General features: G+C 62.8%; 17 protein-coding genes. 10 read left to right on the top strand and 7 right to left on the bottom strand.

All coding sequences use genetic code 11. From position 1 onward, the window contains the following. Positions 1–67 precede the first annotated feature (67 nt). Together ACZY1F_RS05230 and ACZY1F_RS05225 are read right to left on the bottom strand one after the other, a co-directional pair. Positions 68–1,123 carry a 2,3-butanediol dehydrogenase gene (locus tag ACZY1F_RS05230; protein ID WP_463940637.1) on the bottom strand — a complete coding sequence of 352 codons (1,056 nt, stop codon included), beginning with the start codon at positions 1,121–1,123 and terminating at the stop codon, positions 68–70. 68 nt (positions 1,124–1,191) lie between these two features. Further along, the gene (locus ACZY1F_RS05225; RefSeq protein ID WP_463940635.1) at positions 1,192–2,982 is read right to left on the bottom strand and encodes an NAD(P)-binding domain-containing protein; all 1,791 of its coding nucleotides are present in this window, start codon (positions 2,980–2,982) and stop codon (positions 1,192–1,194) included. Between the two features lie 89 nt (positions 2,983–3,071). Here ACZY1F_RS05225 and ACZY1F_RS05220 point away from each other — a divergent pair, with 89 nt between their 5' ends. Then, positions 3,072–4,445: a GAF domain-containing protein gene (locus ACZY1F_RS05220; RefSeq protein WP_463940633.1), complete on the top strand. Its 1,374-nt coding sequence runs from the start codon at positions 3,072–3,074 to the stop codon at positions 4,443–4,445. A 194-nt stretch (positions 4,446–4,639) separates the two neighbouring features. Here the strand turns inward: ACZY1F_RS05220 and ACZY1F_RS05215 are convergent, their stop codons facing one another. Beyond that, entirely contained in the window at positions 4,640–6,433 is a 1,794-nt protein-coding gene (locus ACZY1F_RS05215; RefSeq protein WP_463940632.1) for a DUF262 domain-containing protein, read from the bottom strand. A gap of 709 nt (positions 6,434–7,142) precedes the next feature. Here ACZY1F_RS05215 and ACZY1F_RS05210 point away from each other — a divergent pair. Then, positions 7,143–8,084: a hypothetical protein gene (locus ACZY1F_RS05210; RefSeq protein ID WP_463940630.1), complete on the top strand. Its 942-nt coding sequence runs from the start codon at positions 7,143–7,145 to the stop codon at positions 8,082–8,084. On the opposite strand, the gene ACZY1F_RS05205 is transcribed toward ACZY1F_RS05210, so the two are convergent. Together ACZY1F_RS05205 and ACZY1F_RS05200 are read right to left on the bottom strand one after the other, a co-directional pair. After that, complete coding sequence (locus ACZY1F_RS05205) at positions 8,085–9,266, bottom strand: DNA cytosine methyltransferase (RefSeq protein ID WP_463940629.1); 1,182 nt, start codon at positions 9,264–9,266, stop codon at positions 8,085–8,087. A gap of 145 nt (positions 9,267–9,411) precedes the next feature. After that, positions 9,412–10,113 carry an NUDIX hydrolase gene (locus ACZY1F_RS05200; protein ID WP_463940628.1) on the bottom strand — a complete coding sequence of 234 codons (702 nt, stop codon included), beginning with the start codon at positions 10,111–10,113 and terminating at the stop codon, positions 9,412–9,414. A gap of 118 nt (positions 10,114–10,231) precedes the next feature. Between ACZY1F_RS05200 and ACZY1F_RS05195 the strand changes: the two genes are divergently transcribed. The 8 genes from ACZY1F_RS05195 to ACZY1F_RS05160 all read left to right on the top strand — a co-directional run bounded on the left by ACZY1F_RS05195 (position 10,232) and on the right by ACZY1F_RS05160 (position 23,606). Then, positions 10,232–11,179, top strand: coding sequence for an ARPP-1 family domain-containing protein (locus ACZY1F_RS05195; RefSeq protein ID WP_463940627.1), 948 nt, complete (start codon positions 10,232–10,234; stop codon positions 11,177–11,179). Beyond that, a complete protein-coding gene (locus ACZY1F_RS05190) occupies positions 11,170–12,528 on the top strand; it encodes an ADP-ribosylglycohydrolase family protein (protein ID WP_463940626.1) in 1,359 nt (452 codons plus the stop codon). Before ACZY1F_RS05195 ends, ACZY1F_RS05190 begins: the two co-directional genes overlap by 10 nt. Before the next feature lie 248 nt (positions 12,529–12,776). Beyond that, entirely contained in the window at positions 12,777–14,267 is a 1,491-nt protein-coding gene (locus ACZY1F_RS05185) for a TY-Chap domain-containing protein (RefSeq protein ID WP_463940625.1), read from the top strand. 28 nt (positions 14,268–14,295) lie between these two features. After that, on the top strand, positions 14,296–14,979 hold the full coding sequence (locus ACZY1F_RS05180) for a DUF6308 family protein (RefSeq protein ID WP_463940624.1): 684 nt from the start codon (positions 14,296–14,298) through the stop codon (positions 14,977–14,979). Positions 14,980–14,995: 16 nt separating this feature from the next. Beyond that, a complete protein-coding gene (locus ACZY1F_RS05175; RefSeq protein ID WP_463940623.1) occupies positions 14,996–15,850 on the top strand; it encodes a hypothetical protein in 855 nt (284 codons plus the stop codon). Next, complete coding sequence (locus tag ACZY1F_RS05170) at positions 15,847–17,535, top strand: nuclease-related domain-containing DEAD/DEAH box helicase (protein WP_463940622.1); 1,689 nt, start codon at positions 15,847–15,849, stop codon at positions 17,533–17,535. The genes ACZY1F_RS05175 and ACZY1F_RS05170 overlap by 4 nt, the downstream gene beginning before the upstream one ends. Before the next feature lie 246 nt (positions 17,536–17,781). Further along, the gene (locus tag ACZY1F_RS05165) at positions 17,782–20,460 is read left to right on the top strand and encodes a PD-(D/E)XK nuclease family protein (protein WP_463940621.1); all 2,679 of its coding nucleotides are present in this window, start codon (positions 17,782–17,784) and stop codon (positions 20,458–20,460) included. Continuing rightward, a complete protein-coding gene (locus ACZY1F_RS05160) occupies positions 20,457–23,606 on the top strand; it encodes a UvrD-helicase domain-containing protein (protein WP_463940620.1) in 3,150 nt (1,049 codons plus the stop codon). Before ACZY1F_RS05165 ends, ACZY1F_RS05160 begins: the two co-directional genes overlap by 4 nt. A gap of 3 nt (positions 23,607–23,609) precedes the next feature. Here the strand turns inward: ACZY1F_RS05160 and ACZY1F_RS05155 are convergent, their stop codons facing one another. Then, positions 23,610–23,870, bottom strand: coding sequence for a hypothetical protein (locus ACZY1F_RS05155; RefSeq protein WP_463940619.1), 261 nt, complete (start codon positions 23,868–23,870; stop codon positions 23,610–23,612). A gap of 207 nt (positions 23,871–24,077) precedes the next feature. Continuing rightward, positions 24,078–24,725 carry a DUF4230 domain-containing protein gene (locus ACZY1F_RS05150; RefSeq protein WP_463940618.1) on the bottom strand — a complete coding sequence of 216 codons (648 nt, stop codon included), beginning with the start codon at positions 24,723–24,725 and terminating at the stop codon, positions 24,078–24,080. Positions 24,726–24,918: the final 193 nt, after the last annotated feature.

Genomic DNA, 24,918 nt, shown 5'->3' with positions numbered 1-24,918 from the left:
CTGGATAATTGAGCCGGCCGAAGCCCGGCGCCCATGATCTTCGAGGGGCTCGAACAAGCTCCAGCCCCTACGGATGCACCAGCACCTTCACCGCCGTCTCCTTGTGGTTGATCAGGGTGTCGAAGCCTTGCTCCACCAGGTCCTCCAGCGCTATCCGGCCGGTGATGAACGGCTTGAGATCCACCTTGCCCTCTTGCACCAGTTTGATGGCAGCAGCGTGGTCCCGGACGTAGGCGATGGTCCCGCGCAGGTCGATCTCCTTGAGCACCAGCTTCTGCATGTCCACCGTGGCCGGCGCACCCCAGATGGACACGTTGACCACCACACCCGCGGGCCGGACGGCGTCGAGCATGGTGTCCAGCACCGCGTTCACGCCCGCGCATTCGAAGGCGACGTCCGCCCCGGCACCGCCGGTGAGTTCCAGCACCCGCGCCGGGACGTCCTCCTTGCTGGGGTCCAGCACATGGTCCGCCACGCCGCTGGAAACCGCCTTCTCCTTGCGGGCCAGGGTCAGTTCGCTGACGATCGTGGTCACGCCCATGCCCTTGAGGACCGCGGCGGTGAGCAGCCCGATCGGGCCCGAACCGCCCACCAGTGCCACGTCGCCCGCCTTCACGCCGCTGCGCGCAACCGCATGGTGCGCCACGGACAGCGGCTCGATCAGGGCCGCCTCATCCAGCGGGATGTCCCCGATGGGATGCACCCACCGGGCGTCCACCACGATCTTCTCGCTCAGGCCTCCCCCACCGCCGGAGAGCCCGATGAACCCCATCTTGCGGCACAGGTGGTAATTGCCCGCCTGGCAGGAATCGCATTCGTCGCAGACAAAATAGGGTTCGACGACGACGTTGTCCCCCTTCGCGAGGCCCGTCACCCCGTCGCCGACTTCCGAGACAGTCCCGGAGAACTCGTGCCCCAACGTCACCGGAGCTTCCTCCCCCGAGAGCGGGTGGGCATGCCCCGGGGCGGGGACGAAGATGGGGCCTTCGAGGTACTCGTGCAGGTCGGTTCCGCAGATGCCGCACCAGGCGACGTCGATCTTGACGGTCCCGGCGCGGAGCTCCGGCTCCGGCACATCCTCGATGCGGATATCTTTCCTGCCATGGAAACGTGCTGCCTTCATGATTCCTCCTCATTGAACGGGTTTCGACAAGCTCAACCACCGGGTTTCGACAGGCTCAACCACCGGCGTCACCGCGTGTGGTGAGTCGGCTGCAGTTCGTACACCGGCGTTTCCAGGCCTTCCATCCGGGCCTTGAGCTGCAGGGCCAGGTATGAGGAGTAGTGCCGGCTCTGGTGCAGGTTGCCGCCGTGGATCCAGAGGTTGGGCACGTTGGTGGGCTTCCACATGTTGCGCAGCTCCCCTTCCCAGGGGCCCGGGTCCTTCGGGGTGTCCGAGCCGTACCCCCAACATTTTCCTACTTTGTCCGCGATTTCGGGAGAGACCAGGTCCGCCAGCCAGCCGTTCATGGAGCCGTAGCCGGTGGCGTACACAATCAGATCCGCCTCCAGCTCGGTGCCATCACCAAGCACCACCGCGTTGCCGGTGATCTTGGAAACTTCCCCCGAGCGAAGCTGCACGCGGCCGTCAATGATCAGCTGGGAGGCGCCCACGTCGATGTAGTAGCCGGAGCCGCGCCGCAGGTACTTCACGAACAGGCCGGACCCGTCCACGCCGAAGTCCAGGTCGAACCCGGCGGCCTCCAGCTGGGAGTAGAACTCGGCATCCCGTTCAGCCATCGCCTGGTACACCGGCACCTGCGCCTCGGGCAGGATCCGCATGGGCAGCGACGCGAACAACAGGTCGGCCTTCTCCGTGGTCACCCCGGCCGCCAAAGCCTTCTCGGAGTACAGGTCCCCCAACGCCAGGTCCATCAGCGACTCGCTGCGGGCGATGTGGGTGGAGGACCGCTGCACCATGGTGACGTCGGCGCCGTGCTCCCACAGGTCCGCGCAGATATCGTGCGCGGAGTTGTTGGAGCCGATCACCACGGCCTTCTTCCCGGTCCAGTCTCCGCCGCCCGGGTGCTGCGACGAATGGCGCTGCTCCCCTAGGAAGGACCCCGCGCCGTCGAACGCGGGGATATTCGGGTAGCCCGAGACGCCCAGGGCGAACACCAGCTGCTTGGGCCGCAGCGTCACAGGCACCCCATCGCGAACGACGTTGACCACCCATTCCTGCGTGCCGTCGTCGAACTCGGCGCCCACGCACTCCGTGCCGCCCCAGTAGTTCAGCTCCATGATCCGGGTGTAGTGCTCCAGCCAGTCACCGATCTTGTCCTTGGCGGCGAAGACCGGCCAGTCGTCGGGGAACTTCAGGTAGGGCATGTGGTCGTACCAGACGGGGTCGTGCAGGTGCAGGGACTTGTAGCGGTTCCGCCAGGAGTCGCCCGGCTTCTCGTTCTTCTCGATGACGAGCGCGGGGACGCCCAGGCGCCGCAGCCGGGCCGCCAGGCCGATGCCGCCCTGCCCGCCGCCGATGATGACCGTGTAGGGCTGCTCCTCGTAGCCGAGCCGCGCTTCGCTCTCCTCCTTCTGTTCCAGCCAGGAGCGCCGGCCCTTGATGATCTCGTGCGCCACGCTCTTCTCGCGGCGGGTCCCCTTCTTCTCCTCGAAGCCCTTCAGCTCCTGCATGGTGGTGAGCAGCGTCCAGCATTTGCCGTTCCGCAGCCGGAGGTGGCCGTAGCCGCGGGCGGCGGCGGTTTCGAACGTGATCCAGGCTTCTGTGGTGCCGGCGTCGCCCGTGGCGTCCTCGGAGAGCGTCCAACCAGAAGGCAGCACGTGGTCCAGCGTTGCGTCGAGCATCTGCCGGATGTCCGCCTTGCCTTCGAGCGTTTTCAGGTTCCAGGTGAACGCCACGAAGTCGCGCCAGTAGCTGTCGTCCTCGAAAAGCTCCAGCGCGGCGTCCACGTCGCGCCGCTGCAGGGCGGTATCCAGTTCCGTCAGCCAGGCCTGCGCGGCTGCGGTGGGTGTTTCGGTCATGTCCACTCCTTTGTGTCGTATGGTCCGTGTGTCTGGTGGTCCCGGCGGCCCCGTCCCGCCGGAATCCCCTGCGATATGCTGGGACGGTCGTGAGCTGCATCACCATTGCAACGCAGTGGGGGTTTCAACCGCGTTACACGGGCACTGCCGGCAAGGACGCCGCCGGTGAGGAGGACACTGTTTTGGACTACGGCCTGAGGTTTTCGGACCCGGCGAAGTACTCGCGCGCCCTGCGCCGCGCCCACGAACTGGTCATCTCCGGCGTCCCGCGCCCGGAGATCCCCAACGACCTGGCGGATTCCTGGCGCCGCTCCATGGCCCTGGGCATCAGCCCGGACCAGCACAGCCCGCGGCACCTGCACGACGTTGCCGACGTCCTGGAGCTGCGGCGGGAGCACCGGCTTCAGCAGGTCATGCCAGCCTTGAACGACCTGCTGGCCGACGATTCCAGTTCCGGACGGCACCTGCTGGTGCTTACCGACGCCCGCGGCGAGATCCTGTGGCGGGTGGGCAGCCCGGAGGTGCTGCGGCGGGCGGACCGGCTGGAGTTCTCCGAAGGGGCGGACTGGTCCGAGGCCGGGATCGGCACCAACGCCATCAGCGAAGCATTATTCACCGGCCGGCCGGTGCAGCTGTTTTCCGCCGAGCACCTGGTCCGCACCCACCATGAATGGGCCTGCACGGCGGCGACCATCACGGACCCTTTGACGGGTGCTTTGCTGGGTGTGCTCGACGTCTCCGGACCGCTGGACACCCTCAGCGCGGACACGCTGCGCATGGTGCGGTGCGCGGTCCGGGTGGCGGAAGCGCTGTTGGGAACGCCCGACGGCGGGACTTCCTTGGGTGCCTCACCTGCCCGGGGTGCGTCCCGGCAGGCTGCCCGCCGGCCGGTTGCTGCAGTGGAGTCGCTGGAGCTGCTCGGCGACAAACCTGCAGCGGTGTTCCGGGAGGGCATCCGGGTGCCGCTGACGCTGCGCCGGGCGGAGATCCTCGCGCTGCTGGATTCCCGAACCCAGGGCTGGAGCGCCGAGGAACTGGCCTACGAACTGTACGGTGATGCGGGTACCACGGCGGCCATCCGCACCGAGATGTTCCGGGTCCGGTCGATGCTGGGCGACGCCGTGGAGTCGAACCCTTACCGGTTTGTCACAGGCCTGACTGGACGTTCGGATTCGGGGAGGGTGCTGCGGCTGCTGCGCGAGGGGCGAGTGGCTGACGCGCTGGAGGCCTACCGGGCTCCCCTGCTCAGCCGCTCGGGCGCACTGGCCGTCCAGCTGCTCCGGGACCAGCTGGACCTGGCCCTCGGATCGGCCGTGCGGTCAAGCGGCGACGCCGGGCTCCTGATCCGTTGGCTGTCCACGGATATGGGTGCCGCAGATTTTGAGGCGGTGGAGGCACTGGGACTGCTGGTGGGTCGCGGGGATGCGCGGTACTTGGCGTTCCGGGCAGCCGCCGGGCGTTGAGCCTGCCCCCGGTAGTAAGGCCTGCCCCTTGGTGGTTGAGCATGTCGAGACCCCAAACTCCATAGATCGACAAGGTCTCCATGGACGGGTGAGACGGCTACGCCTCGTCGCACCGCCGCATCACCCAGGGCTGGGTGGATGCGAACGTCCGCAACGCCGTGGTCCGCAACGCCAAAAAATCTTCTACCCGCCCGTCACGCCTCTACAAGAAGCTCCCCGAAATACGGCCAGCGCTCGAGCGCCCAAGTTTCAATCTTCTTGGATCGGCTCGCGATGGTGTCAGCGTTCCACGTTCCATGGTGCATATAGACCTGCTTTGTTGTCGAGAAGACCGTCTCGGACTGAAGGAGGTTGCGGGCCTCAGCCCAAGACTTACAGCCCTTCGTGGAGTTGGCATCCGGTGACAGCGGCACGAGGTTGCCCCACGTATTGAGCAGTCGTTTGTGGTCCTCAGCCGAAACCTCCTGCTTCCATTCATCCGTGTGGTTCTGCGGCATTAGGTGATCCACCGTAACGGGAGGAAAGGTTTCAAGAACGTCCCCGCTAGTGAAATCACGCTCATATTCCAGCATCACGTAATTCTTTATCTTTCGGTGGTACAGGTCTCCCACGGCGATCGCCTGGGCGACAGACGAGTCATTGGGAAAGCTGACCGTCGACGAGACAATCCTGCGTCTAACTGTTGCCGGGTCGGAGCCTGCTTCCTTCCAAAGTTTCTTGAAGATGGCGTGCAACCCGGTCGGCTCAATGCCCTGAAGCCCACGACGGACCAGGAAGGATTCCATAATGCGAAGACATTCGATCGCGTCTGTGGTGCTGCACTCGCCGCTGCTGGCGCTGGTGAGGAGCTGCATTATGTAAGGGTATGTCGAGCCCGGTCTGTTCAGGTCGACTAGACGGCGGACGTACTCCGTAAGTTCGGTTTCAACCTGGTCCAGGCGACCCGAGTGGATGGCATTAAACGACGCCTGGTGCGAGCGAAGGTCACTCATGAGTTCCAAGAGTTCAGCGCGCGCATCCAGGTTCTTGTCGTGCAGTAACTCGGCCCATCGCCGGGAGAGGGCAGTGAATGTGGATGCTTTCGTGACGGTTGAATCGACCGTCAACGCAAATGGGAAGAAATAGCCGGTCTTGGCGGCGTTGTCCGAAAAGGCCTCTTCAAAGGGCTTCCATTCGTTTTGGTACAACTTGAGGGCCTGCTTGCCGTCCTTGTCCAGCCGCTTAAGTACATCGTTTCGGACGAGGTCGATGATGCCAAGTTTTACTCCCTCGTTGTTGAGACGATCAAACACCTCGTTGGGGTCGTGGCTTGAACCTAGTCGAATCTCGACAAATTCGAGGCATTCTAGCAGTACGTCGCGAAGGTTCTCTATGTTTGCCACCGCTTCATCATCATTCAGTTCCACATCGTCCTGGGGCTTGGAGGTTCGAATAACGATGTGCTTAAGGATAATCTGATACGCCTTAGTCATATCGCCGTCTGGGTCACCGGCCTCACGGGACATATCTATTTCCAGATCGAATTCATACCCGAAGGCGGAGCGCATAATGTCGTGAAATTGACGTGTGTCGGTCAGAGTAGGGCAGAGCTTGGGCTGGTTCTTGCTGTTTTTCTTGCGACTAACCAAATACTGCTCGAAGACATCCTGCGCAACTTCCTTACCAGCATCCCCAAAATGCTGCGCATGTGCGGCCAGCGCGACGAGAGTTAGAACCATGGTCGTCAATCGTTGCTGCCCATCAATAATCCAATAACGTCCAGCCTGCGTGGCCGTGGCGGGCAGGTCCTCATTGAACACGAGGGCACCAAGAAAGCGACGAGGGTAAGTCTCGTCCCGGACGGTGTCGATGTCGTCCCAGAGTCGATCGATCTGCGCTTTACCCCATACGTAAGGCCTCTGGAACAGCGGGCAATAGAGCTGCACATCATCTCCGAGCCGGACATTCAGCGTAACCGGATCGGCCCCGAGCTTCTGTTCAGTCGACATCCATTGCCCTACACTCTCTCAATTCACGCTTTTGCCCATCTAAGCACACTGGACACATGCGCAACGGCTAATGGGCGGGTCGCGCGGCTCATACAACCCAAGTAGGACAATTTCGATTAGACACGGAACTTTCTCGTTCCAAGTGAAGTCAAGCCATGACGTCTCACCTCTTGCGCAACGCACGATGTTCCGGCACTGTCCAGGCGCCCCTGCGCGGCAGGGGCGAGAGACAGCTCTTGACACCCACTGTGTCCGTCCAACATCCCAAGGACCCGGCCGGTGTCCAGATCAACAACCGTGGTCATCCATGGCACGTAGCACACTCAAGCCCTGGTAGCGGGGTCGCGGAAGAACAGCACGGACCGTCAGCGGCGCCTGTTCTGCAAATGAAAATGTTGAAACCGAAGCCGTGGGAGTACGACAGAAGCTGTGCGAACGCCACGCTGACTGAAAAACGTACGACCGCCGACGAGATGCAAAGCACCCCTTGAGTTAATGCAGATCTGGTTTGCGCAGTCAACACCGCGCTGTGGCTTTTCAAAAGACGAATACGCCGAGTGAACCAGGCGGCAGGAAGTACAGATTATCGTCAAGCACGGCGCCGCATCGGCTGGCCTTACCATGGCAAGAATTAGTAACATGCCAGGTGAGCATCGCGACACGACAGAAATTGACTACTTCGGGATGCATGATCCCGTACTGTGGCAGCGTGTCTATTGCTGAAGTAAGTATTGCCTTTAATCTCCTCAGGAGTTCTCGCCGTCAACATCCCGCCGAAGCCCTTAGAATAATAAGAAAGGTGACTGAAGCGTCCCTTTCATCTTTGCACAGCATCGCAACCCTGGAGCCCATAGCGTTTCGCGGTACTGGTAATAAGTCATACAGTGTTGCCCGGCTCAAATCTTCCACCGCTGTGGATTTTTCGCGCGTCCTTAACAACGATTTGTTCATTTCTGATCCTGATGACTTTTCAGCGCGTTGGAAGTTATTTGAGGAAGCAATTGATGGCTCTAAGGGAAAAAACCACTTACTGGATTACGAGGCGCGAGAAGCAAACCGCCTCATATATTCGGCCGTGATGAGCTTCGCCGTAATGACAGACTTATTTCAGCCGGGAAATCGCGGAGGCCCCGGTACATTCTTCGAAATGGCGCTCGGACCGATCCTTAGCCTCCTAAGCGGCAGGACCGAAGAGTCGACAATAACAATCCCTATTGCTGGAACGAATGAGGTAGAACGCATCACAGTGGATCTTTCGTTCTCAGATCGTGCCCAGCGGGAAACCTTAGTGGTTCCGACGAAGATTTCCACACGCGAAAGGATATCTCAGGCGTACGTTCATCAACTGATCTTGAGTTCCTCAAGTTCGGTAAGCGGTGAAAAGTACCGAACGGTCCTTGCTATTGCCAACGAAAACAACGTCATGTTTCAAAAAGGACGAGGAGCGACCCTGCGGACCATTCAAAATGCATGGGTACAAGAGACTCTCGTACCTAACACCATCATTCTTTATCAGAAGTACGTATCACAACTCGACGGCCTCTACTACTTAGATCCACCAAATCGATACATTCACAATGCTCCAACCAACTTCCCCGTAGTCGGCGACGTCGGCCAACTCCTAACATCTGACCTGCAACGCCTTCTTTAGCTAGAAGAGCGAGAGCTGCTTGAGGTTCTCGTCTTCTAAAGGCGACGATTGGCCGGTCAGGGCATCTAGGATGGCGGCGCCTATGTGTTGCGCCAGGGGTGGCGGAACAGCGTTTCCTATCTGGTGCCGCACTTCATGACGACTTCCAAGAAACTGGTACCAATCAGGGAATCCTTGCAGTCGGGCTGCCTCCCGGGGCGTTAAGGATCGGTTCTGTACTGGGTGACCGTAGCGTCCCCGAGTGAAGCTATCAAAGCCCCCAGTGATAGTGGGGCATTGCCCATCCCATTCGAGCCGCCCATACACATCGGGCCACCCACCTTTTTGCGAGTCCACTTTTTGATGGCACGCCAACCTCAAATCGAAAGGTATGTCTTTCCACCCTCCGCCCTGAGGAACATATGAAAACCGTTCCAAGTTTTTTGCGCTCGGCTTTGAAGCCTGATGATTCGTGACTGACTCGTGGACGGAACCGTCCGCGGGTGGTTCAGGCAGGTCCCCGATAATCTCGCCTACTGTGCGCCAGTCCGGCCGCGGCGTAGGAGGCTTGGGAACTCTGAAGCTACCTGGCTGGTCTTTGCGTATGCCGACCAGAACGAAGCGTTGGCGGGTTTGGGCAAGACCATAGTCAGCTGCCAAGTAGAAATGTCCAGTCAGTGCGTAATCTTCCAGACTTTGAAACTGGTCGACGAGGTGGGCGCCCCTCACCTGAGCCATCATTGCGACGTTCTCCATCAGGAAAGCTTTTGGCCGCGTTTCCTGAACTAGACGCAGGTGTTCAAGCACCAGCGCATTGCGTGGATCCCCCAGGTGCGCCCCACGCCGCTGCTTGCTGAATCCTTGACAAGGCGGACCTCCCGCCAGTAAATCTAGCTCCTCAATTCCGGCTCGCTCAAGAAGTTCGTGACCTGTGACCTTGTTGGCATCGCCTACAAATCCGTGTTGTCCCAGGTTTGCGCGATAAGTTTCGACCGATGCCGAGTCTTTGTCAAAGGCTGCCCCCATGCGAAAGCCAGCGTTTGAGAGTCCCAAGCTCAAACCCCCGGGTCCGCTGAAAGCGTCAACTGCAACGGGCTGGTCTGTAATAGACGACACAATAACTCCAAGTTCCGACGGGTGTACTGACAACGACGGGAGCGAACGCAGTTCTCGACTCTTAGCGGTCGCGCTCCGAAGAGCCATCTCCCAATTTCAACTTATCGCTCAGCACTGACATCAAGCATAACGCGGCCCGCAGCCGCGGGTTGGAGGCTCTCCAGACACTGATGGCATCCACTGGCCTGGGTGCCAGGTGCATGCCGACCGGGCCTGGCACACAAGGGTCAGGCTATGGGCGAAGCTGCAGCTTGTGTTCGGTCGCTACCCATTCCCGTACCCACAACCGCGACGGCCTCCCCCGCGTCCCGTCGGACATCTGCCCCGTCCTGGCCAGCTTCGGCTCCATGTACCGTCGGAACGTGTCCCGCATCAGCGTCTGCCCAGCCACCGCCTCATGCAGCTCCCGCAGGTCCTTCAACGTGAACGGCTCACCCAGCAGCGCCCCCGGATCCGGCGCTTCCGCATAAGCGGCCTGCAGCCACTCCACCGCCTTCGCCACGATATCCGCGTGCCCATAGGGCAGCCCGGCGATCAGCTTCGGTTCCCCTGCTAGGGAAGCCAGCCTGACGCCGTCGGACTTTAACGCCTCCTCCAAAGCCGCCAGCGGCACCACGTCCACGTGCGCCACTGACAGCACCCATCCGCGGTCGTCGCGGCCCGGCTCATCGAACACCTGCAACTGCCGCGGCACACGCCCGGAGATCCCCGCCTTCTCGCGCAGGCAGCGCAGCACCGCATCCGCCAGGGTCTCGCGTTCGCGCAGGAACGTTCCCGGCAGCGCCCACTTTCCGTGCTGATGGTCCTGCGCGCGGCGCACCAGCAGCACGCCCACGCTCCCTTCCGCAACGGTCAGCACCGCCGTATCCACCGCCACCGACGGCCGCGGGTAGTCGAGCAGGGACGGGGAAGCGCTGTTCTTGGAATCCTTCACACCATTATTTATCGCAGTATTGCGTTAAAGATGCAACCGGTGCATACTGGGGTTAATTAGCGCAGAAATGCATTAAATCAACTGGAGGTCACCATGAAAGTCCCACAGCTCCACGTCGGTGCCGGCAGCAGGCTCGGTCCGGTCAGCATCTTCCCCGTCTGGACCTCCGGGATCCGGCAGTCTCGGCATCAGCACCGGCACCCACGCCGACGTCGCGGTCACCGAACTCGCCAGCGGCCCACAGGTCGCCCGACTCACCGTCACCAACAACGGCCCGCACCCCGCGCTGCTGCTGGAAGGCGAGTTGCTCGAAGGCGGACAGCAGCACCGGACCTGTGCCCGCGACGTCGTCCTCGGCCCGGGCGAAACCCTCGACATCGACACCTTCTGCGTCGAAGCCGGCCGCTGGGAAGCCGGCGAAACCAGCCACCGCCGGCAGGCCCGCCGCGCCCCGCTGAACGTCTCGTCCGAGCTGGCCAACGGCCTTCACGGCGAGCGCGGCGGCAACCGGCAGGACCGCATCTGGGAGCGGGTCAGCCGGTTCGACAACGCCCGGGGCGCCTCCGCCACCAGCTCCCTGCTCCAGCACATGGACTGGTTCAAGGACGACAAGGCGGAACGGAACCGCTTCGACGCCTCGGACGCACCGAAGCCCCTGGAAGGCCAGCGCGGGGTGGTAATCGGCCTCGGCCAGCAGCCGCTGCTTCTGGAGGTCTTCGGCACCAACACGCTGTTCCTCCGCCACTACCGCCAGCTGGTTGAGGCCGCGCTGCTGGACCTTGAGCTCCTCTCACCCCAGGTGCTGGCATCCAGACCGATGCCCGGCCAGCGCGCCCGCGACTTCGCCGCGCACGTCCAGGCGATCGACTTCGGAACGTTCGACGGCGGCCAGGCAGCCGTGGAGGTCCGCGACCACGGTTCCCTCCGGAGCCGCAATATTGCCCGGGCCGCCGGAGCGGTCACCGCCGCCGGCATCGCCGTCGCGCTCCCCCAGCGCCGCCCCCAGCTGGCCCACCTGACCGGCTGGAACACCCAACACCCCCTGATGGAGATGGCATGGAACTGAACCCCCTGCAGAATGACCGCGCGGCCGGTGTCCTTGTCGCTCTGGCCGCCGGCGACGCCCTCGGAGCCGGCTACGAGTTCGGCGCACCGCTGCCGGACGGCGCCGAAGTGACCATGAAGGACGGCGGCCCGTTCGGGTTCGCACCGGCCGAGTGGACGGACGATACGTCCATGGCCATCCCCATCGCGCAGGCGCTGCTGGAGTCCGCCTCCGGCGCCGGGTCTTCCTCCCCCGCGGCGCTGACCATGGTGGTCCGAGCCTGGACTGCGTGGGCGTCGGAGGCGAAGGACGTCGGCGCGCAGACCAGTTCCGTCATAGCCGCTGCCCGCCGGCTGGCTACGGCCGCCGGGCGGAGCAAGGTCCACGCGGCCGACTTCACCACCGCAGCTGCGGACTTCCATGCCCGCACCGGCCGCAGCGCCGGCAACGGCTCGCTGATGCGCACGGCCCCGCTTGCCCTGGCGTACCTGGACCGTGGGCCGGCCGAACTGATGGCTGCCGCCGGGGTGATGAGCGCGCTGACCCATGCCGATCCTGATGCGCAGGAGGCGTGCGGGCTCTGGTGCGTAGCCATCCGCAGCGCGGTGCTGACGGGCCAACTCGATGTCCGGGTGGGGCTGCCGCTGCTGCCCGCCGAACGCGCTGCCGCGTGGTTGGAACGGATCGATGTTGCGGAGCGGTCCCGTCCGCGGGACTTCACCCGCAACGGCTGGGTGGTGGAGGCTTTCCAAGGGGCATGGAGCGCCATCCACTTTGCGGGCTTGTCGGCGTCGGCTCCGGCGCACTTGCGGGCCGCTCTTGAAGAGGCCGTACGCGGCGGGCGCGATACCGACACAGTTGCCGCCATAGCCGGCGGTCTGCTTGGTGCTGCGTACGGCTACACGGCGGTGCCCTTCGAATGGCGGCAGCGACTCCACGGCTGGCCAGGGATGCGCGCCCGCGACCTGATGACTCTCGGCATGGAGCTTGGCCGAGGCGAGGGCCGCCGGTCGACGTCCTGGCCGCGCGCCGAGCGCCACGACTACCGCATGTGGAGCCGCACCGACGTGTTCGTCCAGCACCCGCACGACGACGGCGTGTGGCTGGGCGGGGTCGGCTCCCTGGCCCGTGTGCAGGAGCTGGGGATCGATGCCGTGGTGTCGCTCTGCCGGCTGAGCACGCTGGATGTGCCGGGGGTTGCTCCGGAAGACCACGCCACGTTCTGGGTGGTTGATTCTCCTTTTGAGGAGGACAACGCTCATGCCGGTTTCGTGCTGCAGGAGGCCGCGGCCGCCGTCGAACGCTACCGGCGGAAGGCAAGACGGTACTGCTGCACTGTGTCAGGGCTGAGTCGCGGACACCAGCTGTAGCCGCGCTTTATGGCGCGGCGGTTGCCGGGGTATCTCCGATCGAGGCGCTAGAGGATTTGCGGCGCGTGCTCCCCGGGGCGCGGCCGAATCCCCTCTTCATGAACTTGCTCATGCGTGGCGTTAGCCGATGTCAGGTCACAAATGCCGACCGCACGTAGGAGGTACCGAATAAAGTCCGCGGGTGCTGATAAGAATGACTTGGCATCACCGGTGATGCCACTAGGCGCTCAGGATGGGGAGAGTTGCATTTGGGGGAAGAACAGCCCGCGTTTCGCGGACGCCAGCTCAATCGGCAGCAGCTTGCTGGCCGGGCAGTGAAGGCCTACCAGGCAGGTGACCCGCTGCAGCGGATAGCAGCCGAGGCGGGTATGCGAACTTATGACATGCTGCGTCTTCTCAGCACGCGGGTAGCTGATCGGAGCGAGCATCAGCGATCCGAAGCTCTTCGCAAGCGGTGCCCTGCAACTGCAGATGGATTGCGTAAAGATGGCCACCGGATCGTCCAGCTTTTAGATGCTGGAATTGAAGGCTCTGACATTCCAAAAGTTCTGGCCGCTCTCGGCGCCACGATCGACATCGACGTAGCTGCAGAGCTGTTGAAGAACCCCGACCCTTTCGTATTTCCCGATCGTCGTCGAAGACCATTTATGGTCACCGACATGATGTGGTTGCGGTACGTGACGGGGTATCACCGAGGGCTGGAGCCTGATTACGAGCTGGCGCTGGGCAAGATTCCGTTGTCAGCTATCCACGATTTTCGAATGACCCTAGTTGATCAGCTTGCGCTCCGGCAGGTAGCTCAAGTTATTGCCCTTATTGAAACAACAGCTGAGTCGATTAGTACGGGCGAAGAGGAAGGCATCTCATTCTCCGAATACGAAAACGCTCGGGAAGCGATAATCCTGGGATCAGGTGCTGAGCGGTGCCCGTTGCGTCCGCCATCGGCCGCTTTGATCCGTGATCGAACCGAGGGAAGGTCTTGGTACGAGGCGCTGGAATCGGTGGGCTTGGAGTCTCCTGCTGTGCGCGGCGGATTTACCGCGGCCGACTACCAAGAAGCTTCTGAGGCATACGGCGCCACAGGCACTCCCTTCGGATCGCCCAAAGATGTCGCCAGTTATGACAGCTGGATGATCGCCGAAGCAGCCATGAACCGGGACCGACCATCGGCGGTGGCCATCGGTCGGCACTTCGGAGCTTGGGAATCTGTGATCGGCGCCTGCCTTCCATTGGAAGAAGAAGAGCTCCGCGGGATCGTCGGTCATCTGAGAACCGAGGCAGCGGCAGACTACGCCTGGGCACGAGCGGGAGAACTCATCAGCGAAGTGCTCGGAACCATGCCGTGGAATTCGTTCCTCAGCATCCAGTACGGGGACGGCACGGACGGAGGACCTCAGCCGTACGCGCAGATCACTCCAGGGCCCGACGGAGCTTGGTGCGAGATCGTCGCCGAGGAATTCCTGCAACCGGACGATTGGCCGATTTATCCCGAGCATCTGCTGGCAGATGGTTGGACGAAGCCCGATGTGGAGATCCCCAACTGGTACAAGGAAGCTGTCCAGCTGGATGAGGCCGGGCACATTGTCCTTGAGGGTTTGAGACGCGGCCGGTCTTGCCGTGACGCTGACGAGCTTCGATGGCACACCGGGAGTTTCCCCACCGGAACCAACCCGGACGGCGGCGTCACCGCTGCAGACGTCCTTGGCGGCGCCGTGCAGATGCTCCGAAATGCCAGCTGACACCCCATTTCAACTAGATAGGACCAATGTGACGTTCCCTGAGATCCTCACCGCAGTCAATGAAGAAAAAGCGGCCAGTCTCTTGGCCGCCTATTACCGGACACTGACAAACGGCCTTCCGGCCTACACTGGCAGCTATTTCAACTCATGGGCCGGAGGCGGGGACACAAATGACAATGCCGACACCATTACAGCCGACGACCTTATCGCCGTTTCTTTCCTCTCGGTAAAGATCCCGGGCGAAGCCGCTATTGGCATCTTGGACACCCATAACGAGAAAATTTCTGGTCTCCTAGGAAAGATCCCTGCCGACCGAGATCTTGCCGACGTCTCCCCGGCTGAGTTTGCGGAAATGTACGGCAAGAATAGCGCCGCAGTGGAGCTGTGGCGAGTCATTCGCGGCAGTGATACTGGCCGTTGGGGCGTAGGGCCTACTAAAGCCAGCAAGATCCTGGCCCGCAAACGTCCCCGGCTAATTCCGATTTATGACTCCGCAGTGGCCCCTTTGATGGGGCTCAAAGATTCCGACACCCAGTGGACAGCCTGGCATAGCGCTTTCTTGGAAGACCCCGGGTTGTCCGAGCGCTTGCGAAGGATAAAAGCGATGTCGGGAATCGAAGAATCAATTTCCGACCTCAGAGTTATGGACATCGTCCTTTGGATGCACGGCAAGCAGATAGCCACGTCGGCGCTCGCCGGCACCGCGAACTAAGAAAACCGGAGTCATCATGCCCCTTTACATCGACGAACTCGCACTGAGCGTAGCCCGTTGCAGTGAGCTCGTACGTGTGGACAAGGTGACGGATGAGGGCCTCCGTCACCCATGCCGAAAGATAGTGCATTCCCAGGATGCGTTCGCCGGGCCTTTTCAGGTGCCCGAAGCCTGGGCCGGAAACTTGGCGTCCGCCCGCATCGTCTATTTGTCGTCGAATCCGGCCATCAGCGCTGGCAACCCTGCTTCCAAGTGGCGTGCAAAGCGCATCGCCGAGAAGTATCCCACCGTTGACTGGCCCGATTCGGGCATTGCCGATTTCATGATCAACCGATTCAACCCGGAACACGGATGGGTCCTGGATCGCCGGCATCGAAAAGTGGATACGAACGATGGGCCTGCATGGGGAACTCCCGAACCCTACTGGGGGTGGGTTGAGCAGCAAACTGTGGCTCTGCTGGGTTCCGTGAACCCGTGGTACGAACAGGCAGTCATGACGGAAGTGGTCCACTGCAAGTCCAATGGCGAAGAAGGCGTCTCCGAGGCAGCACCACTTTGCGCCTCCAAACACATGGACCGCATTCTGGCCGCGTCCCCGGCCGGGCTAATCGTCGTTGTCGGCAGCAAAGCCGCGCAGACACTGAGGCTTGCCTATCCGGACGTCTTCCAGGAGCGCCCGATGTTCGGGAAGTACACCGAGGTCGGCACGCCATATCGGGAGCATAACCTCGTCCAGATGACGCTTGGAGGCCGGGATAGGCTGATCTGCTTCCTCAAGCATCCAAGTGCGCACGGCACAAGGCCATCGCTTTCAACGAGCTACCCCGAGGACATCGAGCGGCTACGAAGCGCTGCTGAGGGAAGCGCATGAGATGCATACCGGAGGAACCGGAATTCGGTGAGGGACAGCTGGCCGAAAAGGCCGTCTGGGACGCCCTGAAGAGAAGCCTCCCGGACGAGTGTGTGCTCGCCCATTCCGTCCAGGTCCGTGACGGACGCAACGAATACGAGATCGACCTGCTAGTCCTCTGGCCCGGCTTGGGTATGGCCTCCATCGAGGTCAAAGGCGGCCAGATCAGCATCTCCAACGGCCAGTGGTACCAGTCGGACCGCAGCGGCGGGCATAAAATCCAGAGCCCGGTGGCGCAGTCGCAAAGCTCACTACATGCGCTGAAGAGCTGGCTCGAGGACCAGCTCGGGTCCCGCGTGAGCAGCCGCTGCGTCTACATGGTCAGCTTCCCATACACGGATGTGCCGCGGGACTGGACCATGGCGGGGTGCCCCCGCACCCTGATCCTTGATCAGGCTGAAAGCCAATCCCCCGCTGATCTTGTCCGCCGTGCAATAGAAAACGAAGGCGGCGGAGCATCACCGCTGGCCCCGGCTTTCCTGGAGCGGATCGTCCGCAAGCTGAGCGGAAGCCTGGACACCGCCGTCGGGCCCTCCGGCAATCCCCAGGAAGATGAAGACGTCCAGGACCACCTCACGGAGCGTCAGTCCGTATTGCTAAGGGCAACCCGGTCCCTCCCACGGATTCGCTTTACCGGTGGTGCCGGCAGCGGGAAGACTTGGCTGGCCGTGGAGAAGGCCCGACTGCTCAGCAGGCAGGGAAAACGCGTCGGCCTCTTCTGCTACAACAAGGGGCTCGGGCAGTACCTGCAGGATCGTGTTTCCACCTGGCGCCAGGCCAAGCCCGTGTTCACCGGCGAGTTCCACGAATACGTGCGCGGGCTGGGCGTTCCGGACGGGTCCGGACAGGACTACTTCGACGTCGAAATGCCCCGTCTGCTCAAAGAGTTGGCCGCTGGAATGAAGCCAGAGGACAAGCTCGACGCCGTCATCGTCGACGAGGCCCAGGACTTTGCCCCGCTGTGGTGGGAGGCACTGCTCGCCTGCACCAAAGACCCCGATACGGCCGAGGTGTACGCTTTCATGGACGACCGCCAGGACGTCTACAGCCGGTGGGGAGGCTCGACGGCGGACCTCACCTTCGGACCCACCGCTACGTTCCTTCCCATCCACATAGATGAGAACCTCCGGAACACGCGCAGAATAGCCGAAACCTTCAAGCCGTTCGCGGGTGATTACTTCACTCCGCGTGGCAGCACAGGCCTGCCTGTCCGTCGGGTCGAATGTTCCACCGGGGAGGCGCTCGACGTTGCCGGAGACTGCGTGGACGCGCTCATCGCGGAGGGCTGGGCCAACAACCAGATCGCCCTCCTCACCACCAAGGAACGGCATCCGGTGCACCTGGACTTCTTCGAGCGCGGCGCCACCGAAGACTACTGGCGCGAATTCCACGCCGGTGAAGCCGAATTCTACGGCCACGTCCTGGGCTTTAAGGGGCTGGAACGGTCCGTGGTGGTCCTCTGCGTCAACGGCTTCAAGGACATGCACCGGGCTGCCGAACAACTCTACGTCGGGCTGTCCCGGGCAAGGAGCCTGCTGGTGGTTGTTGGCGACTCGGGCTTGCTGGAGGAAGCCGGAGGCCGGGAGCTGAAGCTCGCACTGTCGCGTACGCAGGCGTGGGATCCACCGAACCTGGTTTTAGAGTGAAAGCCGGTCCTGACCGGGCGACAACGTCAGAGCGGAGAGAGGCCGGGCCATATTTGTCGGCGAGGCAGCTAACGCCTGTCCTAGCAGTTCAAACAAGCAGGAACGGCGGCCCGACACCCATGGAGAACTCTGCAACGTTCATTGACCAGTCGCTGCTCCGTGGCAGCAAACGCGTCACACCGTTCTTTGTCAGACCCTGCCCATATGATCTAGGAACTGTCGCTCCAACACGTCCCGGGGGATGATGTGAACGTTTTGTTTGGCCTGTACTTGGACCGCGCTCCATGGACCTATCGTGATTCCGCACTCGGCACGGTCCGGCTCGGTCCCCTGGGGTTGGCGCAGCTCCTGCAGACCCGCCTCGGGCTCACCGGACCCGACGCGCGGCATTCCACTAGGATCAGGCAGTACATGGCCCGGCTCGCGGAGCAGGACAGCCCGGAGGCCTGGTTCCACGGTTCCTTCTCTGTCGATCCGTGGTCCACGGCCATCGACCTGTTGAACATGCGCGACGAACTTGTCGTCAACGGATGGTCGGGCCTCGCCCCTGACGGTTCAACCGCCAAGCTCAAAGCCCTCGCTGCCCTGGAACAGAGCCGGCTCCCCCTCGACCGGGCGTTCGCCGACTACCCGCTTGAACTCATCCATGAACTCGAGAGCGAAGCCACAGCCAACTGGCCGCTCGGAATCTCGTGGCTGGAGCTCCAGCACCCCCGCGGCTCGTTCCCGGCCATCTGGAAGCGCCTTATTGGCGCTTTGGAGCGTCGCGGCGTGAAGGTCCTGGAGCCGGCGGTCCCGACGGAGCCCGTGGGCGAAGTAACCGCTCTCATCGCCAGGACAGAATGGGAAGCCGCGGAGCACACGGCACGTTGGCTCGCGGCTGCCGTGACAACCGCAGGTGAACCCGCCACGGATCGCTCCGCCGTCGTTGCCTCCGCGAGCACTGCGTTGCTGGATCAAGAACTGCAGCGCCGCGGACTGCCCCGAATCGGTGTCAGCAGCCGCTCTCGCTGGCGAGCCATCGACCAGATCATTCCCTTGTTCTTCACCGTCATCTGGGGACCGGTGGACGTCCAGCTGCTGGGCGAGTTCCTCAACCTCCCCGTCAGCCCCGTCCGGCGCGCAGCCGCCCGGCATCTCCTCCACGCCCTCGCCGCCCAGCCGGGCACCGGCGGCGATGAATGGCTCAGCGCCCTGCAAAAGATCAGCGGGGACGAGAGCCTCGGCCCCGCCGTCGCGGCAGAGCTGGACCAGCTTCTTGGCACCGGGCTGTTGACCGACGACGGAACTGTCACCGGCGCCGCCGTCGTCGAACGCGCACAGTGGCTGCGCACCCAGCTCAGCCGCCGCGTGCAGCTCTACCCGCAACTCGAATCCGTCCTCAGCCAGCTCAATGAATTCACGGCCCTGATCGACGGTCCGGAACCGGTAACCCGCAAAACCATCGCGCGGATCCTGGAATCCGTCATTCCCGCCAGTGCCAGCCCCCTGGCCGGCGGCGAGGCGGCGCCGTGGGTCACGTTGCGCAGCCTCGGTGAACTGTGCGACGACGTCGACACGCTCGTCTGGTGGGGGTGCCAGGATGACGGCCAGGCCCGGTCCCGTCACTGGGACGACGCCGAACGCCAGGCCCTGCTGGGCGCCGGCGTCGTCCTGCCTGATCCTGCTGCCCTGGCAGAGCTGGAACTCTCGGTGGCGGTGAACGCCGCACGGCACTGCCGGCGGCTGCTGCTGGTGCGCGCCGCGGAGATCAGCGGGGAGCCCACCAAGGCCCACCCGATGCTGTCCTCACTGGCCTTCAGCACCCTCCCGACGCCCCTACCGGGAACCCCGGAGGAGAACAAGAAGGCGGTGGAGCACGCCATTTCGGCCTTCAGCACCACACCCGCCGAGCTGGTGCGCGACGGTGTCTGGCGCCTGGCGGGCCGAACCGCCGCGTTGACACCAGTGCAGCCCGCCCAGACTAGGCCGGTGCCGGCATCCCATGAGCTGGGTCCCCGGCCGGAGTTCATGCCGGACAAGCTCTCCTACTCGCAGCTCAACACGTTGATTGGCTGCTCGATGAAGTGGGTTCTGGAGAAGAAGGGCCGGCTGAAGGTAGGCGACGCGCAGTCCGTGCCCACCGGGAACACCATGATCGGCACCCTGGTCCACCGAGTCGTCGAAGAACTCTTCGGCGACCTCTACGTCGCGAACCGCGCCGTGCCCCAGCCGGCGGAAGTCCAGGCCAAACTGGACCAACTCGTGCCGCACTACGCCTCGGAGCTACTCCTGCCCGGCCACGGCAGCAAACTCGCTGGCCTCCGGCCCATTATCGAGAACTCGGTCATCAAGCTTTTCCAGACCCTGCAGACGCAAGGGGTCTACATCCGCGCCACTGAGCACGAGTTCAGCAAGCCGGCCCTGTTCAACGTCAACGGGACGCAGATCGAAGTCAAAGTCTCCGGCTACATCGATGTCCTGGCCGCGGACCAGCAAGCCGAACCCGTCGTGATCGACCTCAAGTGGACCAACCGTTCGAAGTACCGCCGCGAAGAAATCACCCAGGGGGACGCCATGCAGCTTGCCCTCTACCACTGGGCCCTGGACGACGGTCCGGACCCCATGTCCACCGTCGCCGAAGACGCAGCGATGTCCTACTACATGCTCAAGCAGGGCGAGTTCGCCTCGACCAGCACCCTCTTCGGCCCGGCCCTGGCCAGCCCCACATCCAGCCGGAGCACCTGGCGGCGTTCGGTCCGCGCCGCCGAATTCTCCATCTCAGAAGTGGTCGGCGGCCGCGTCCTGGCGGCCGGACGTCAGGAACTGGGCTCGTCTGCCGAGCAACGGGACACGGCAACGGCAGACGGCCGGCTTTACCAGAAGCCGCCCTGCAACTTCTGCGACTTCTCCGCACTCTGCGGCCTCAAGGGGGACCCGTCATGAACCACGCCCTGAACAACGTCAGCATGATCACGGCCAGCGCCGGCACAGGCAAAACTTACAGCCTGATGGGCGAGATTGCCCGGGCCATCAACAACGGGACGAAGCCCAGCCAGATCCTGGCCACCACCTTCACTAAGAAGGCCGCCGCCGAACTGATCGACCGGGTCCAAGCCGAACTCTTCGGCCAGGAACGCCCCGACGCCGCACGCCAAATGTCCGTCAGCATGGTGGGCACCGTCAACAGCGTCTGCGGCCGGCTGCTCCGGGAATACGCGGTCGACGCCAGGCTGTCGCCGGCCCTGCAGGTTATCGCCGAAGACGAACAGTTCCGGATCTTCCAGCTCGCCACGGACGCCGTGTTCGCAGAGTTCACTCCGCGGATCCAGCCTCTCGCCCGCCGGCTGGGACACGACGGCGAAGCCGACATCCGGGGCACCGACCCCGACTGGCGCAAGGTCGTCCGGGACATCACGGATGCCGCCCGCAGCAACAGGATTGCCCCCTCGGCGCTGACGCACTCCGCCGCGGCGTCATGGCAGGGACTACAGCAGGTCTTGGGTCCGGCCGGTCTCGACGACCGCGCAACTTGGTTCAACCAGCTCCTCCAGGGGCTCATGAGCCTTCGCGGGCTGGCTGCGGAGATCGCCGAATCCGGCAAGACTCCACCAAAGAACCTCCTGGCCTCGATCGCCCTGCTGGAGCCGGTCCTGACCCATGCCTCGCCAGAGGAAGCTCCTTGGCGTTTCTGGATCGAGGCGGCCGGCGTCCCCAACGCACAGGCCAAACGGCACCTGGAGAGCTACATTTCTGCGGTCGACGTCGATCTGGCCTCCAACCCGGCCTTCCAGACCGAGCTGCGGGAGTTCACCGAATTGGTGTTTGCCTGCGCCGCTGCCTGCCTGGACCGGTTCGCGGACTTCAAGCGGCAGTACGGACTCATCGACTTTGTCGACCAGGAAACGCTGGTGCTGGACCTGCTGGAGAACAACCAAGGGTTCCGCGACTCCATCACCGGCCGCATCAAGTTCATGGTGGTGGATGAGTTCCAGGACACGAGCCCGCTGCAGCTCCAGCTGTTCACCAAGTTCGCCGAGCTGGTGCACAAGGTGGTCTGGGTAGGCGACTCGAAGCAGGCCATCTACGAATTCCGGGGCACTGATCCGGAGCTGATGAAAGCCGTGGCCGCCCGGGTTGAGAGCAAGACCCAGCTTCATGATTCCTGGCGGTCCAAGGAAGCCGTCATCGACCTCTCCAACGCGATCAGCCTCGCCATGTTCCCGGAGCTCGGCGAGGACGAAGTCCGTCTGACGGTCCCCGAAGCCCGCCGCGATGAGTCCCATCCCAAGAATGCCCTGGGCGGCGCCCGGGAGGCGTGGACCCTAGCAGCGAAAACCGTGCCGGAGCAGCGGCGGGCCGTCGCCGCCGGCGTCGTGGATCTCATCCAGCGCCGGGGCTTCAAGGGGTCCGACGTCGCGGTCCTCGCCCGGACGAATGTAGACGTGGCTGCCATCGCCGGAGAACTGGCGGCGCTAGGTGTTAAGGCAACCACCAACACCTCCTCGTTGTTCGCCGCACGAGAAATCCAGCTGGTCCGCGCCGGGATGGCCTTCGTCGCGTCCGACGACGACACCGTGGCCCTGGCTGAGCTGGCACACCTGCATCCAGATCATCCCCAGTTCGGCCGGTGGGTCCCGGCCCTGTTCGACGCCGAAGAGCCGACCACAGAGCTCCAGCGCTGGGCAAGCGACCCGCTGGTGTCCGGCTTGGTTGAGCTCCGCCACTTGGCCAAGCTGTGCACGCCGACCGAGATCATGGAAGAGGTCACAGCGCGCCTCGGGCTGGCCCGGCTCATCAAGACGTGGAGCAACCCGGGAACCCGGCTCAAGAATCTGGACGCGCTGCGCTCGCTGCTGGAGCAGTACTACGAATCGTGTGCCGCACTCAGCAAGCCCGTAACGCTGAGCGGCTCGCTCAATTTCCTCGCAGACGCCGACAGCACCGGCAGCGAGAACTTCGGCGACGACGTCGTGAACCTACTGACCTACCACAAGGCCAAGGGGCTGGAGTGGCCGGCCGTCGTGCTGGCGAGCCTCGACACCGATATCACCGCGAAGCTGTGGGTCGTGGCTGTCGAAGGAGTCGATGAGATCGACGTCAGCAACCCTCTCTCAGGACGTTGGATTCGTTTCTGGCCGTGGCCCTTCGGTAAAAAGGGGTTCAAGCCGCTGTCCGGAGTGGCCGACTCCTCGGCTGTAGCGCAGCGGGTCCTGGCACGGCGCCAGTCCGACTCGGCGCGGGTGCTGTATGTGGGCCTGACCCGCTCCGTCAGCGTGACCTGCCTGGCGGCCGCCAAACCCGCGCCGGCTTCGTTCAACTCGCTGGGGACCGGCCCGATTGTGGAGTGGACTGAGGGAGCCGGTAACCAAGCAACCTTGACGGTCCAAGGGCGAACCGGCGAAAACACTCTCTCCATGGAGGCGTTCGGCTACGAGCCAGCAGATGGACCCGCCGACACAGACGGCGGCCCCACTGTCGAGTACGAGGACTGCCTCACCGCTGATGCGCCGGTTTCGCATAAAGCCGCCCGGCTGACCGCTAGCTCCTTGGAGAGCTTCGGCTTCGCAGCCGACGTCACGGAGGCGGCAGCCCTTGGTCCGCAACTGATTCCGCACGGCGCGGCCAACTGGGACCAGGTGGGTTCCGCCATCCATGGTTACTTCGCCCTGCCTCTCGGTGAGATGGGGGACTCCGCCCGGCTCTCGGCAGCACAGCGTTTGCTGGATCGCTGGGGCGCGGCCACGGCCGTCGAGCCCAGTGTCGTCGTAGAAGCGGGTGAGCGGATGTTCGCCTTCTTCGCCCGGCACTACCCCGGCGCGACAGTCACCACGGAGCAGTCGGTTGCTTGGCGGAATGCTGACAACCAGCTCATGGAGGGCTGGATCGACCTCCTGCTGGAGACGCCTGCAGGATATGTGCTGGTAGACCACAAGTCCTATCCGGGCAAGGACCCTGTCGGCCATATCAAGGACAAGTACATCGGCCAGATGCGTGGGTACGCCCAGGCCATCGAGTCCATCACCGGGCGGCCCGTCGTCGAAACCCTGATCCATATGCCGGCGATCGGGAAGGTGTACCGGATCAGCTAATCCTCACCACCAGCGGTGATGGCACTCCGGGTTCTGACAGGCCCATTTGGGCGTACCCCATTCGGCTTTGCCCGTGGCGGGGTAGATGCGCTCTTCTAGCACGATCATGCAACCAGCGAACTCGGATTTCGGCATTGTTTCGCGATCCCAGGGCATGATCATCCCGTAGACAATCCGCCAGGCCTCACTGCCACACACCGGGCACTTCCGCGACACTGCACGTTTCTTCTGCTGCTCGATGGGGGCCGTTTCGTCGGGAGTCATGGGAGCACTGTAGGCCCGAGCCCTGACAAATAGCTCATCCTGGGCGGATTACAGAATCTTCTTAGGGCTAAAAGGTTTGTGTAACTTAGCGCCGGCGCCGTTCAAGCGTGGATTGATCGTTCGCCGGGAGGACCATGGTGTCGTTTAGAGGTGCTTTCAGCTTCTCCGTGAGCAATTCATCCGGCGAGGAGGGGACGCTGCAAGCATCTATCCTATGAACTCAAAGTCGATGGTAACTTCGGGAGCGACGCTGGCAATTATTCCCCGGTAGAACACCTTGGCTTGATCTTTCAAGGCTTCTTCATTTTGGGCGATGTACTTTTGCTTGTTCTCATCGCTGAGAATGTTGTTGACCATCCGCGTTTGGACGGCCGGCTCAGCCAGCCAGCTGAGAGGGTTGTTGCTCTCAAGGGGGTCCTCGAACTTGGGATTGTCAAAGCCGATGAACTTGGATCCAGGGATGGTTACGCGCAACGACTCTGGACCGGTGCGTTCGATCTTCACCTTCGAGCCATCAACGCCTAATTTCGCGTCAAACTTGTACTGGAGCAGAGTGGTTTTCTCGCTCGCGGGGATGGTAACGCCGAAAATTTCCCTATTGCTTTCGTACCTATCGATGCCCTCGATGTGAAGGCTGAGCAAGGCGACCTCTTGCACGCGCGTAACGGCCTGAACCACCTGGGAATCACGTTCGCTGGAGCCGCTGCTGAACAGGGACTTGAGGGCGAGTGCGTTAAGTCCGCCGGATGCGAATGCGGCGACCGCTCCCCCACCCAGCAGCACCACGAGCAGCAAGGCCGGCCAGAGCAGAATCCGTGCCTTGAAGAATTTCATAACTGCTTTGAAAAAGTTCACGACGATTGAGTCTCCAGTTCCGTTCGACGTCGATACCCTCTAAATTCCGCGGGGTTGGACAGCCACAACAGATCGCCATGTCAAGTCCTCTCGAACCATATATGGATGCGAGGGGCGGCCGACTACGGCACGCCCCACCGGTCCTGGAAATTGCGGGGGGAGCTTATTCGCGCGCCCTCCACCCCGGGACGCT

It is taken from the genome of Pseudarthrobacter xylosi (assembly GCF_055412765.1).
This window is presented reverse-complemented; position numbering and strand designations above follow the sequence as displayed.

Excerpts from the sequence above, each read along its gene's own strand:
- ACZY1F_RS05230 (WP_463940637.1), bottom strand. The coding sequence starts at position 1,123 with ATGAAGGCAGCACGTTTCCATGGCAGGAAAGATATCCGCATCGAGGAT.
- ACZY1F_RS05225 (WP_463940635.1), bottom strand. The coding sequence starts at position 2,982 with ATGACCGAAACACCCACCGCAGCCGCGCAGGCCTGGCTGACGGAACTG.
- ACZY1F_RS05215 (WP_463940632.1), bottom strand. The coding sequence starts at position 6,433 with ATGTCGACTGAACAGAAGCTCGGGGCCGATCCGGTTACGCTGAATGTC.
- ACZY1F_RS05205 (WP_463940629.1), bottom strand. The coding sequence starts at position 9,266 with ATGGCTCTTCGGAGCGCGACCGCTAAGAGTCGAGAACTGCGTTCGCTC.
- ACZY1F_RS05190 (WP_463940626.1), top strand. The coding sequence starts at position 11,170 with ATGGAACTGAACCCCCTGCAGAATGACCGCGCGGCCGGTGTCCTTGTC.
- ACZY1F_RS05175 (WP_463940623.1), top strand. The coding sequence starts at position 14,996 with ATGCCCCTTTACATCGACGAACTCGCACTGAGCGTAGCCCGTTGCAGT.
- ACZY1F_RS05170 (WP_463940622.1), top strand. The coding sequence starts at position 15,847 with ATGAGATGCATACCGGAGGAACCGGAATTCGGTGAGGGACAGCTGGCC.
- ACZY1F_RS05160 (WP_463940620.1), top strand. The coding sequence starts at position 20,457 with ATGAACCACGCCCTGAACAACGTCAGCATGATCACGGCCAGCGCCGGC.
- ACZY1F_RS05155 (WP_463940619.1), bottom strand. The coding sequence starts at position 23,870 with ATGACTCCCGACGAAACGGCCCCCATCGAGCAGCAGAAGAAACGTGCA.